The 13,801-nt window shown below is 50.3% G+C and carries 9 protein-coding genes; 8 read left to right on the forward strand and 1 reads right to left on the reverse strand.

Annotation, left to right across the window (positions count from 1 at the left end):
• Positions 1-217 precede the first annotated feature (217 nt).
• From DESLA_RS22065 to DESLA_RS21330, 8 genes are all read left to right on the forward strand, one after another.
• Positions 218-1,240, forward strand: coding sequence for a metal ABC transporter solute-binding protein, Zn/Mn family (locus DESLA_RS22065; RefSeq protein WP_035261135.1), 1,023 nt, complete (start codon positions 218-220; stop codon positions 1,238-1,240).
• 11 nt (positions 1,241-1,251) lie between these two features.
• Positions 1,252-2,016, forward strand: coding sequence for a metal ABC transporter ATP-binding protein (locus DESLA_RS0100160; protein WP_028570895.1), 765 nt, complete (start codon positions 1,252-1,254; stop codon positions 2,014-2,016).
• Entirely contained in the window at positions 2,013-2,825 is an 813-nt protein-coding gene (locus DESLA_RS0100165; protein ID WP_035261137.1) for a metal ABC transporter permease, read from the forward strand. Before DESLA_RS0100160 ends, DESLA_RS0100165 begins: the two co-directional genes overlap by 4 nt.
• An 855-nt stretch (positions 2,826-3,680) precedes the next feature.
• Positions 3,681-4,688 (forward strand): hypothetical protein, encoded by a 1,008-nt coding sequence (locus DESLA_RS22635; protein WP_156932807.1) that lies wholly within the window; start codon positions 3,681-3,683, stop codon positions 4,686-4,688.
• A 103-nt stretch (positions 4,689-4,791) separates the two neighbouring features.
• Positions 4,792-6,231, forward strand: a complete 1,440-nt coding sequence (locus tag DESLA_RS0100175; protein WP_028570897.1) for a hypothetical protein — start codon at positions 4,792-4,794, stop codon at positions 6,229-6,231.
• Complete coding sequence (locus DESLA_RS0100180; protein WP_028570898.1) at positions 6,221-6,943, forward strand: hypothetical protein; 723 nt, start codon at positions 6,221-6,223, stop codon at positions 6,941-6,943. Before DESLA_RS0100175 ends, DESLA_RS0100180 begins: the two co-directional genes overlap by 11 nt.
• Positions 6,944-6,976: 33 nt before the next feature.
• Complete coding sequence (locus DESLA_RS0100185) at positions 6,977-11,389, forward strand: coiled-coil domain-containing protein (protein WP_028570899.1); 4,413 nt, start codon at positions 6,977-6,979, stop codon at positions 11,387-11,389.
• On the forward strand, positions 11,370-12,437 hold the full coding sequence (locus DESLA_RS21330) for a hypothetical protein (protein ID WP_156932808.1): 1,068 nt from the start codon (positions 11,370-11,372) through the stop codon (positions 12,435-12,437). The genes DESLA_RS0100185 and DESLA_RS21330 overlap by 20 nt, the downstream gene beginning before the upstream one ends.
• Before the next feature lie 86 nt (positions 12,438-12,523).
• On the opposite strand, the gene DESLA_RS0100195 is transcribed toward DESLA_RS21330, so the two are convergent.
• Entirely contained in the window at positions 12,524-13,801 is a 1,278-nt protein-coding gene (locus DESLA_RS0100195) for a Y-family DNA polymerase (RefSeq protein WP_028570900.1), read from the reverse strand.

Here is a 13,801-nt window from a genome sequence, read left to right on the forward strand (position 1 = left end):
GTCGGCCTTTTTGCGGTCGCTTCCGCTCGGGGCGTTTTTGTCGTGGTCGCCCTCTCCTCTCTCTTTCTCCTTCACCATTAGCCCGGAAGGCTATCAATTGACTCTCAACAAAGCCTGTTGCTTGCCATTGGTTTGATGATATCGCAAGATCAATATCATCGAAAGGTAAAGAGGATAGGCTTACCGTATTGCGTACCGTAACCGGGAGGATGTGAATATGCGCAATTGGAGTTTAAGGTTGGGGATTGCTTTGATCGCGTTCTTGTTCGTGACGCTGGGCGCGGAATCGGTTCGGGCACAGCCTTTTGAGGTGTTCGTGAGCATTGCGCCGCAAAAGTACTTCGTGGAACGCGTCGGCGGACGGTTCGTGAATGTGTCCGTCATGGTCCCGCCGGGAGCCAGCCCGCATGTTTACGAGCCGAATCCGGCCCAGATGCGGACCTTGGCCCAGGCCAAGATATATTTTGCCCTGGGGGTGGAATTCGAGAAAAATCTTTTGCCTAAGATAGCCGCGCTTAACCCTGAACTGCAGCTCCTGCACACGGATGCGGGCATCGATAAACTCTCCATGATCCCCCACCATCAGCACCGTGATTACGGGCACGACCAGGGAAAGAACCACGATCACGGACCCGAAGATGCTAACGGAAAGAGCCACGGCCATGATCATGGGCATGGGCATGGCCAGGGGCATGAACACGCTCACAACCATGGTCATGGCCAAGACCGCGGCAACGACCACCAGCATCACGGCGGACTGGACACCCATATCTGGCTTTCACCGGACTTGGTCCGCATCCAGGCGCGGCACATCCTCGAGGCCTTGACGGCCCTCGACGGTGCTCATGCTCCGGTATATGAAGCCAACTTCAAGGCGTTCATGGCCGACCTGGACGCCCTGGACGCGGACATCCGCCATACCTTGGCTGGAAAGCAGGAGGCGGCGTTCATGGTTTTTCATCCCGCCTGGGGATACTTTGCCCGCCATTACGGGCTGGAGCAGATCCCGGTGGAGCTGGAGGGCAAGGAACCCAAAGCCCAGGACCTACAGCTACTGATTCAGCGGGCCAAGGCAGAGGGGATTCGCGTTGTCTTCGTCTCCCCGCAGTTCTCCACCCGTAGCGCGGAAACCATTGCCTCGGCCATCGAAGGCCAGACCATCGCCATCAACCCGTTGGCCGAAAACTGGATGGAGAACATGCGCACCGTGGCCGAAAAGTTCAAGCAAGCGATGCAGTAACGGAGTTTTCCATGTCCTCCCCAGTCGTGCATGCCCAGGGCGTGTGTTGCGCCTATGACGGACATCCCGTCCTGGAAGACGTGGAATTGCGTGTGCGCCAGGGAGACTTTTTGGCCGTGTTGGGGCCCAACGGCGGAGGCAAGACCACGCTGCTCAAAGTCTTGCTGGGCATCCTGAGGCCACACAAGGGCGTCGTCTCCGTGCTTGATGCGGCCCCTGGGAAAATGTCCCGCAAGGTGGGGTACGTTCCGCAGCACACCAATGTTCACACCCAGTTCCCCGTTACGGTTGAAGATGTGGTGCTGCTTGGTCGTCTGCCTCACCGTACCTTTTGGCGCGGTTTCGACGCTGCAGACCGGGGGGCGGCGCGCCAAGCCCTGGAGCGGGTGGGCATGTGGGATTTGCGTGGTCGGCGCATCGGCCGGCTTTCCGGCGGTCAGCGGCAACGTGTCTTTATCGCCAGGGCGCTGGCCAACGCACCGGAATTGCTCTTCCTGGACGAACCCACGGCCAGCGTGGACCGGGACTTTCAGACCGCGCTCTACGATTTGCTCAAGGAATTGAACGTCTCCATGACCATCATCGTGGTCAGCCACGACCTCTCCATTCTCTCCAGTTACGCCACGTCCGTGGCCTGCGTGAACAAGACGCTGTATTACCACGACCGGGCCGAGTTCACCCAGACCATGCTTGAATCCGTCTATCACTGCCCCGTGGAGCTGGTGACCCACGGGCCGGTGCCCCACCGGGTGCTCAGGGAACATCGCTGCTCATGACGCCGGATTTTTTCCAGTACGAGTTCATGCGCAACGCCTTGACGGCCTGTTTGCTGATCAGCGTCTGTTGCGGGGTGATGGGGGCCCTGGTGGTGGTTAATCGTTTGGTTTTTCTTTCCGGCGGGATCGCCCACGCCTCCTATGGCGGGGTGGGGGCGGCAATCTATCTGGGCGCTTCGCCGTATCTCGGGGCCGCGTTGTGCGCATTGCTGGCTTCCCTGGTCATGGGCGGGGTCAGCCTGGGCGCGAAACATCGCAGCGACTCCACCATCGGCGTGATCTGGGCCGTGGGTATGGCCGCGGGGATCATCCTGGTGGACATGACCCCCGGGTACAACGTGGATTTGATGAGTTACCTGTTCGGGAGCATTCTGTTGGTGCCCGATACCAACCTGTGGCTGATGGCCGCGTTGAATTTGGTGGTGCTGGGCTGGGCGCGGCTTTTCTATCACGACCTGCTGGCCATGTCCTACGACGAGGAACACGCCCGGGTCATGGGCGTCCCGGTACGCGGCTTGTATTTCAGCCTTCTGGCCCTGGCCGCGTTGACCGTGGTCACGGTCATCCAGGCCGTGGGCCTGATCCTGGTCATCGCGCTGTTGACCATTCCGGCCGTGATGGCGGAAGGGTTCGCAAGGTCACTGGGAACCATGATGGTTTGGTCCGTGCTGCTGAGCACAGTGTTCTGCGTGAGCGGATTGCTTCTGGCCTACTACCTGAATCTGACCGCCGGCGCGGCCATCGTCATGGTGGCGGCCGGTGGGTTCTTCATATCTCGTTTTTTTGGAAAAATGAGAGGAACAACTTAAAACCATTGACACGCTCCTCAATAAAATATCCCCTCAGCCCTCAGCCCTCAGCCCTCAGCCCTCAGCCCTCAGCCCTCAGCCCTCAGCCCTCAGCCCTCAGCCCTCAGCCCTCAGCCCTTGTGGGAGGAAAATAAAGTTGGTAACTTTTGTCGCTGGGAAGTAAGCAAATACGGGCAGTGAAATTTCTGAAAAAAAATAAAGTTGGTAACAAATCGCTTACTCTCACTGTCAGACTGCCAAATTTTGTAAAATAAAGTTGGTAACTTTTGTAATTGATTTGACTATCAGCTACCGCTTGTAGTGTGGTAGCAAACCAAAATTGTCAATGCCTTGTGCTGTGACCGACCTTTTTTTTGCCCGTGTCCCGTTATCCTGCTCCCAGCAGATCACCCCAAAGCAACCTTCGCCTTGCACTCAGCTGATATCTTGCCCTCTTCTCTCATGTTATGAACTCCATGTAGATTGTCCAGTTAGACCACAGACCACTGTACTAAAAAAAAACATAACCATGCTCGGCAAATCATTAAATAATTAATGATTTGCCTTCTGTGGCCAAGGCTGTTCATTTAACTCATTCCCCCCTTGTGCATTGGCGTATAAGACGTCAAGCAAAATAGAATGCATTCCGGCACTTGCAAAAGGTATCGTCCTGAGCTACGGCAATTGTCAAAATAAACTTCTTTGATAGGCTAGGATGCCGTTTTCTTGTTGCATTATGCTATTCCGATGAAATGACCAGCTATCCTTGCAAAGTAGGGAAAGTATTTGGGCGATGTGGATATATCAGGAAAGTCTAATTACAAATTAAACAATATCAATCTTGAATTGAAACGTTAATGATTTGGAGGTGATTTGATGTCGCAGATAGATGAAACGAAGAAAGCATTTGAGAGGATGCAAAATTTTGATGTCTCATTATTGCCAAGAAGTGGTGATTTGGGCCAAGAGCTGTCTTTTTCTGCTGCAGTCGAACCAGCCAAAAGATTAATAGAATTGTACTCAAGAATAAGTCTTTCTGCATTGGATGATTTTCCTGAATCTGAACTTAATGGTTTAGAAAACCACGCAAACGCTGATTACAATCATTTTAAAAATATAATTGACTTTAAGGTTCAAGGAACACCAAACCCAGATCAAGTTAGAGACCAATACGTAAAAGCCATTGAAAATAGGTATGCACCAAGCTTCCAAAAACTAAAAGATATAATATCGTATTCTGCTTGTAGAACAACAGATTTTAGACTCATAGAGCATGAAGCACGTGGCGTTTTTCAGAAAATTGAAGATAAATCTGAAGAAGTAACCCGACAGCTAGAACAATCAAAAGAGCAGGCTGAGAGTATTCTTGAAGAAATACGTAAAGTTGCTGCTGAACAAGGTGTATCTCAACAAGCAATATATTTTAAAGAAGAGCATGTTTTTCATGACAATGAAGCAAAAAAATGGTTGAAATATACTCTAATAATGGCTTGTATTTTAGCTGGTATCTCACTTTTGTTTGTACTTGCAAGTAAATGGGATTGGCTTTCCCCCAAGGATAATTACGAGGCTCTCCAACTTATAGCGAGCAAAGTTTTTATTTATGCAACTTTATCCTATCTACTCTACTTAGCTGGTAAGAATTTTCTAAGTCACAAACATAATGCAGTTCTTAATAAGCATAGACAAAATGCGCTTATGACTTTTAAGGCAATCAGTGATGCTGGAAACACTCAAGAATGTAAAGAAATAATTTTGGCTCAAGCATCTTATTGCATGTTTAACCCTCAAGAGACTGGATATATAAAAGTAGTTTCCGGTGATGGGAGAATGAAGACGTTCTTGGAGTCAATACCTAAGACTACAGTTAAAATAGACAGCTAGCAGATATTAAATTTAATATTATCTTTGATTACTAAGACGATCGAGACTGTAGATTCATATCTTTGCTGAGATTTAAGTAAAGAGAAAAATCTTGGATTATGCCATGACAAATTTTCTGCCCATTATAACCCGTCAACAACAAAATGCATTACTTATAAGACCGATCATCGAGATTGAGGTGGAAAAACGCCTCCTATTCGGGGGGCTAGGGATTGATCCCGACATGATTGATACACAGTATCTCGTACTTCAACTCATAGACTATATAGCTGAACGCAACGCTACCGATGAAGGAGCAAGGCGTGATGATATATACGAGACCTGCGGCCAAATGGTACTAGACATGGCACCTAATGCCACTGAAGACGAAGTGAGGTTGATTCTTCGCAAGGTTTTGGATCGTTTAATTAATGCTCCAAACAAGCGATCAAAGTTCATCTTTAACTACTTTGATGGCGAAGAGAGGAAATTCCGGGAGCACTCGTTCTGGCTTGTGGAATTCAAACAAAATCACGTCCATGAGCCATACGCCTATTATGTGACCGTGGAGGCGATGACCCTCTTTGCATCCATGCTCAGCGTGAACCTCATGCTACAGCAGGAGGCCCATGATGCCATGATCTCCCGTCTCCTTGAAAAGGGTCGCATCGAGGAGTCTGTCGTTATGGCCCAGAGCGCGAGACAGATTTCCAGGGATATGAGTTTTTTGCTACGCCAAAAGGTTCTGCTTATTCAGCGAAACCCCCGGTATGAACAGTGGATTGACGAGGTGTCGCCTTCAATCACCGAGGCACGTCAGCACATCTCGGGGCGTTTGGAAGAGGAGGGTGCGATTTTACGGCAGATAGCATTCATTATGGAGACTTCTGAAGGGGAAAAATTGGAACGATTGGTGCAATTGAATGAGATCGTCCAGGAGTGCCGCAACAGGCACAATGACCTCTACATCAAAGTACTACAAACTTTGGAGAGTTATTTGGAGCACCAACTTACTGCCTTGCACACGATTAAGCCCTCGACTCTGCCTGATTTGGAAACTCAAATCTTACCGGAACTCATGACTCGACCTCTTGCGGATCTCCTCCGGATGTCGAAAGAGAAGAGCTATGTGTTTTCCGCAGTGGAGTCTCCCAAAATCCTTGACCTTTTGACATTGTTTGAAGCATTGCTAGAGGCCCAGAGACGTGAACAGGGTCGACCTGTCGAGGACGAGCAGTGGGAGCAGATAGATGTGGAGGCCCTTTTTCGTGATCGTTTCACCATGGAGCGACAAAAGTTCATCCATGACAAGGTGGTGCAGATTCTGCGATCAAGCGGGAAGGTGAGCATCCTAGATATTCTCACAATGATGGAAAATGACAAGAAATTTGAAGATGATGACCTGCTGTGCGCCATTTTTAAGATGGATTGTGCCTTTTCAGATCCGGAAATCTTTAAAGGCTTGGCGAGCCTAAATGGCGACTTCGCACATAGAGTAGCCTCGGGCAGCAACTTGTTGTTGGATCTTCGTCAAGATACGGAGGATAGAATAGGTGGAGTATGACCCCACTGCGGGCAATGCGGCCCGCCTTATTCACAAGGCTCTCGCCCCCCGGCCTAATCCCCACAGGGATGATGTTTACCGAGGGTTGCTCAAACTTTATGCTGAAAACACCGATTTCCAACTTCTCGTAAACAATATCGCCTACGGTTTTGAACTCAAGGTCCTTTACGGAACATCTTATGGTCTTGTACTTGGGGCGATGAGCAAGGACAGCAGATGCTCTGTACGTCTGACGGAAATTAACAATTACTTTAGCGAAGTAGATAAGGCAGCGCTGGTCATCTGCTTCGCGGTCGTGACTATGGCCTTTTTCCCTACAGCCCATGATTTGGAAGACCCCGATTTTACTCCCAAGCCACACTTACTTGACGACATTTTGTTTCACCTCAAGGGATTCATCGATCGGTTCGCAAACAAGGAAAAAAGTGACCCAGAGTCGGTTGATAAAATAATGAAACCTGGATGGCGGTTTCTCGCGGAACTCCCTGACGGAGAACCCGATAGCAAAAGTGGCTCCAAGTTCACCAAAAGCGGACTACTTCAGATCGTGGCGCGATTTCTTCGAAACTATGGGTTCCTCGAAGTGGATGAAGAAGATGGATTGGTCATCTACAACGCAACACAACGTTACAAGATTCACGCCAGGGAACTTCTTTTTAGCGAAATATTTCTGTGGATTTTGGATAATTCGGTAGAACAATCTAACCATTAGCTAGCCGGAAGATGGATAAAAGGCGAAAGAATTGTGAAACATCTGCTACGCTATTATTTACACAACGTCGGCGTCTCCAATGCTTGGTTCAACGATCTGCTCGTGGAATGCTGCAACGAAACTTCAGAGAAGCCCCAGGACACGGTGATTGTTGCCGACAACCAGACTGGCAAGACAACAACCTTGTCGTTGCTCTTTACGGTACTTCAGCCGAACGAGCAGAGGTTCATTCAGGCATCTTCTCAGGATTCGAATCGTAAGTTCGCAGATTATTTTGATTCTACCTATTTGCGCCCTGGAATCATGGTTCTGGAATTTGATTCCGGAGCAACCAACGCCCGAGGGATTATTCCCGGTTTAGCTTTTGCCACAAAACATTTCCTAGTTGGACAAGTGGTGGTGATGGATGCACAGGGAGGGTATCAACGAAGATATTTCTCCATTCGTTGCCTGCGCGGCGTAACACTCAAGGCACTTATCCACGGGGATGAGCCATGTAAAGGTCTAGCATTAAACGCTTTGGCATCATTATCCCACTTCAAAGAGTGGGTAGTAGAAATGCGGCAACGGTTCAGGGGCAGACGTGATGATCCAAACGCTGAATGTGACTTCGAGATTTTCGACGCGCAAGGAGTCTGGATCAGACACCTGTGCGATTCATTCGGAATTGATCCAGAACTTGTAAACGTGCAGGTCCAGATGAACCTGCGTGAGGCTGGCATCAAGGATGCCGAAATGTTCAAATATAAAGATGAACGGGATTTCCTACGCAAGTTCATGAAGTTCTGCCTTAACGAGGGCGAGTCAGATAAAGTGGTCGAATCAGTGCGGCAGGGCTTGGAGCGAATTAAAGAAATTCCCCGGTATGAGAAGATGCTCTTTGCGCTTGAGGCCATCCAGCTTAAGTTTCAGCCATTCAAAGAAGCTTCCGAACGCTTAGTCCAGGCCCAGGCTGCACTAGCTCAGGAGCAAAGCAAGGGGCTGGGGCTCAAGCGTGCTGCCGAACTGGAACGTGATTTGGCTCTTGTGGCCCAGAGTCAACACGAAGGAAATCTTCTGCGTGTAAAGGAGGATTGGGTGAAGGCCAATCAGGAGCTCGTCCAGACCCAGAATCAAATACGCGGCATCGAAGACTTTCAGCGTGGAGTCCAGCACCGCATATTTACAGAACAGTATGAGCAGGAGCGCAATAACTTAATGTTATTGAAGCGCCGCCATAACCTCCTTATGGCCCGAGAGGTGTTGAATAGCCTGGATACATTGCGGGCGCAGACTAAAAATTATCTCGAGTTGTTGAACCAAGAACAAGCAAGCATTGCAGATCTAGCTGAAGGAGTCATGGTCGCCGGTAGGGATTGTAAGGTTGCCATAACAAACAATGTTTATGAAATAAAGAGCGAAATCAGTAAATTGGATGATGAGATCAAGAAGCTTGATTTAGAGGTGCGCGGATTTGCAACACAACGGAAGAAAGCAGGTCGCGAGTTATCCGATACGGTCTCTCTGGCCTCAAGTCTTGATCAGAAGCTGGAAAATGGGAAGTCCGAACGGGAGCACCTTGTCAAGAAGAATGTGCTGCTGGCGGACGAATCAGCGGCGGCTGGACTCACACGTCTGAGGGTGCAGCGGCAGGCCCTTGACGCGGACGTGGCGGCTCTGGATGAACATGTCTCGGAGCTTCGCAAGGAGATTGCGAGGCTGGACAAAGAGATTGAGAACGCTAATCCACGGCTGGAGAAGCTTGGCGGGAACATTTTGGAGATCCAGAAACGTCTTGACAAAGAGGAGTCAACTGCGAAGCATCTGCGCGAATTGTGTCGGGAACTGGGACTTGCGGATACCACAGAAATCGACCTGAACTCGCCACTCATCAGGTCTGGCCTTGAGGAGCGGAGGTGTAAGACCGGTGAGTCCTTTGCCCGGTTGCACATTGAGAAGGAGGCGCTGGCAAAAGACAAACGATGCATCGAGAGCTTCCATGTCCGAGGGGTGGACCACGACGTGACAGCGGTCGTGGAGCAAATCCGTGCCCGCGGTGGAGACGCCATGCCATATAGTTTGTGGCTGGCTAAGCAGTATCCTGATGAACCTGCCCAGGCCAGAAATCTTTTTCTTTCAGATCCTGCCCGGTTTTCGGGAGTGCTGGTGCATACTAGTAAAAAATTTAATAAATTACGTGAAGATACAACCTTTTCTGAATCTTTGCCATTAACACGGACAGTGACTGTCTCGCTCCCCAGTCTCGAAGACAGGTCTACGCTTGAGGATCAGTTCGTGCTTGGGCCTGATGGGGATGCACTCTATAATGAACGTGCGGCGCAATTGCTTCTGCACGCGCTGGACGGCCAGGTGGCCGAGCTCGACCAGAATATCTCACAACTGGAAGGACAGCGGAATCGTTTTGATAGGCTACAGGCCGCGCTTGAAGCATGGAGCCAAGAGTTCGGAGATGGCAGGCTGAAGTACACTAGGGACTCCCTGGATCGGTTGAAAGAGGAAAAGGCCACGTTTCACCAGCGGTTGGCTGGTATAAAAAACAATATTATCGAAAAGAAGGATCTCCTTCATCAAAAGGAAGAAACAAAACGCGAGTTCATAGGGGAAGTTAACTCAATCCTTTCGCTCCAAGATAGTGTCGAGCGCTACAAGAGAGAGCATGAAGATCATCGAGCTAAGTATGAGGAGAAACTGATTGAAGCAAACCACAAAATCAAACAGTTAGAGCGAGAGCAGGAAGAACTGGATAAAGCCAGCGAGAAGGCTATCGCAATAAGCAAGCGGCTGGAGCAGGATAAATTGCCCCTTACGGCACGTCGCGGAAGCTTGTCCCAACAAATGCAGCAAATACATATGTCGCATGAGTTGATCCCTGGACAAGTTGTTGCCGAGTCCATCGAAGAGCTTATGGCAATTTATGAAAATCGATACACGCATTACCAAGCTGCGGCATCTGGAAAAGTCGTCCAGTACCAGGATTTGTTGAGGGCTTTAGAAAAACAGGTTCAAGAAAAAGAACAAACATTGAAGACGAAGTATGCCGATCTAGCGGAAGAAGAGATACGTGCGGTTCAAAGCGTGGACTTGACAGCCGACCTTTCACGGCTTTCTCCAAAACTTGAAGACCTGGAGCTCCAAGTTAATTATTTGTCCAAACAACGAGACAAGTTAGAAAATGAGAGGCAAAACTGGCGCAAGATTTGGAAGAAACAAAAGGAAGAGTACTGGCCTCCCGAGGACATGGACGAAACCAAAGCGACTACTGGATGTGTTGTCGCTCTATTGCAAGCTACTCAGCACCAGGAAAAGGATATTAACCATACATTGATTGCTCTTGCCGCAACCCGTTGTGAAATAGAGAAAGCACTTCAGGAATCTAAAGACCGGCATAATACCTTTGTGGTCGCTGTTCGCAGCCTTGAGATCATGGAACATCCCGAACTTGCTCCTGAACCTATTACGGGAACGCTTGAAACTGCTCAACTTGACGCAATAGTTGAAGCTGCAGTGAAAGGAAAAGTTGCTGCAGAACGAGAAGTAAACAAAGCACAAAATAAAGCTTTCTCCAGTCACAAGGAATTTCGTAATATTCTCGATGACGAGCAGGTCAGAAAATACGCACAGCACGAATGCGCGATCATAGCCGCCAATGGCGTTGAGCATTTTGACTCCTTCTGCGAACAGTCCGTGAATGTCTCCCAGCACCTTGCCAATAGGATTCGGGCTGTGGACCAGATGATCCAGGATAAGGAAAGCGACATAGAGATTTGTGCTAAAGCCCTGCAAAAGCTGGTCGAAGACGGCATCCGACTTTTAAAGCGCGCCATGGGCATTACTATTCCTGGAGGTGTTGAACGCATCGGTGGGCAACCGATTCTCACTTTAAGGCAGGTTGCACTCGACCTGCAGGCTCCATTGTTTGATCTCATGAAAGAGCGCCTACGCCAGATGGTCAGGGACGGGGATTCTCCTGAGAACGGGCAAGCTATGGTGGCTAATACTCTCTGGCACATCACGGCAGAACGAAGCAGAAGTCTACAGATCAAACTGCTCAAGCCGGAACCCACGCTTGATGGCTACAGCCTCGTGCCAGTTGGTAAGTTAGCATTATCAGGGGCCGAGGGGATCACTGTAGCCATGATGCTCTACTTGGTATCGGCCCGTCTTCGCGCTGAGGCCCACGGACGTCAAGTTGGGAGTTGCGGCGTCCTGCTCATGGACAACCCTTTTGGTGAGGCCAACAAGCCTTGGCTCGTGAAGATCCAACGTGCCTTGGCCCAGGCTATGGACATCCAGCTTATATATTTCAGCGGTGTCAAAGACCCAAATACTCTATATACGTTTTCGCGTCATATTCATATGCGTCAATCCGGTCGACTTGAGCGGACCACAGGGCGACAGTGTGTAGAGGCAATTCGTTTGCAGGTACATGAAGATGCTGGAACATAAGAGTCAACTCTTTTTAAGCACATTACAGGCCCATCCACGAGCAAGAGTTCCCTATCAAACAGTAGTTGAGGCCTTTCTCAATGCCTATCCGGAATATGATGAGCTTGACCGTAATGTTCATCACGACGTGATGGATGAACTGGAGGCAATGGCACAGAAAGGACTCATTGGCTTCCCGAAGAACCGCAAGAACTGGAATATTCAGACGACGCCCCACCGACCAGATTGGATTAAAGCCATGGCCGTAGCAAATGGTGGCTCTGAAGAAGGCAGTGAAAAATGCGTGGCTTGGTGCCCAGAATTGGCAGATATTCAGGGCATGTTGAATGCTTCTCAGCGTGAAGCGTTACAACGCATCAACGAGTTTCTTATAGCACGACGGGGTCAGTTCGAACCTGTGCCATTTCGGGAGCGTGCACTTGAAATATTCGGGGACGAACACTATTTCGATAACAAACACAATATAAGAAATGGGGCTATATTTGGGGGGCGTCTTCCTCTTTCAATAATCGGTGCACTTGATATAGGTGATCCTCTGCCTTTTGAACGTCCACCTGATTATCTTGGAGCGAAGGGAAGACCGGTGCTTGTGGTGGAGAACCAACATTCTTACTGGAGTTTGAGTCGCGCTAATGCTCGATATGGTTGGTTTGCTGCTGTGGCTTATGCTGCTGGCAAAGCGATATTCAAAAGAATCACAATGCTTGATCAAATTGGGGAACTAGTAGGTAGTACAACCTATCGATATCTTGGAGATATAGATCCAGCCGGGATCGAATTTCCGGCCAAGGTGGATGAGAAACGTCGTGCAAACGGACTCCCTCAGCTAAAACCAGCGGTTGCTGCCTATCAGTGGCTTCTAGATCATGGCAAGAGATTGGACTTGAAGGGAAAAAAAGAAGGGTTCGAACCCTATTTTCAGTGGTTTGATTGTGCGCCAGTTATAGTGCCAAGGTTGCTTATACTATTTTCATCTGGCCAACGAATAGCCCAAGAAAGCCTTGGTTATGAAACGTTGTTAAATGAAGGCAGTACCCTATTTTCATAAAATGCTGGCATATGAGGGATCTCAAAATTGTACAATGCATTTTCATCTACGTGAGAATCTGTCACCTCACAATTCGGGATGAGATTTCAAAAAACCCTCGGCAACTCTCGCCAGTCCGATGTGTACCGTGGGCTCAAATGCGCCTGCCGCATCACCCAGCGCTGGCCCGTTCCTTCCGCGGCCACGCGCATGGTCATGGCTCCCCATTTGGCGTTGACCCGATCCATGGTGTCCATCAGAGCCTTGCTCCGCGCCCGTTCTTCCTGTGACGGCTCGAACAGGTTCAGCCTGCGGCCCTGTTCTTTTTCGATTCCGAATACCATCACCCCGGCCTTGCGGTACTCGTAGCCGGGCTTGAAAATCTGCTCCAGGACTCTCCGGACAGCCCTGATCAGGGCTGGCGTGTGGCTTGATGGCACGGCCAGGGAGACGGTGGCCGCGTTGCTGTATTGCGGTCTGTCCAGGCGGAAGCGGTCCGTGAGCACGAAGACCTGAAGCTGCCCGGCCAAGCACTTCTGGCCGCGAAGCCGCTCGCCCACCCTGGCCGCATATCCGGAAACAATTTGCTCAAGCTGCTCCTTGTCCGTGACCGCCTTGGCAAAAGTGCGCGAACAGACGACGCTCTTGGGCGTGGCTACGGTCTGATCCAACGGGATACACGGGATGCCCTGAAGCTCCAGCAGGGTGTGCATCCCGTTCACGGTCATCCGCTTCTTCACCCAATCCTTGTCCAGCTTGCTGAATTGCAAGGCGTTGCGAATGCCGAACTCGCGAAGTTTCTTGCTGTATCGTCGCCCGATGCCCCAAACGTCCTCGATTTCAATCCCGGCCAGAATCCGGTCCTGATCCGGATAATCCGCAAAGCTGAAGGCCCCTCCGTGCTCCAGGTTCTTCTTTGCCACACGGTTGGCCACCTTGGCCAAAGTCTTGGTCGGGCCGATGCCGATGGATACCGGGATGCCGGTCCATTGCAGGACCGTGGCCCTGATCTTGCGGGCGAGGTCCAGGGGATGGCCGTGCATCCGGTCCAGACGCAGAAACGCCTCGTCGATGGAATAGATTTCCATGTCCGGGGTGAACCGGGAAACCGTGTCCATCACACGCCGGGACATGTCACCGTACAGGGCGAAGTTGGATGAAAAAACGTGGACTCCGTGCTTTCTGAACAACGGCTGGAACTTGAACGCCGGTGAGCCCATGGGGATGTCCAGGGCCTTGGCCTCGTTGGACCGGGCAATCACGCAGCCGTCGTTGTTAGAGAGAACCACGATGGGTTTGCCCCGCAGCTTGGGGTTGAACGCCCGTTCGCAGGAAGCGTAGAAATTGTTACAGTCCATCAGGGCGAAAATCGTCGAGGGTGGCAT

It is taken from the genome of Desulfonatronum lacustre DSM 10312, from assembly GCF_000519265.1.
GTDB classification, from domain to species: domain Bacteria; phylum Desulfobacterota; class Desulfovibrionia; order Desulfovibrionales; family Desulfonatronaceae; genus Desulfonatronum; species Desulfonatronum lacustre.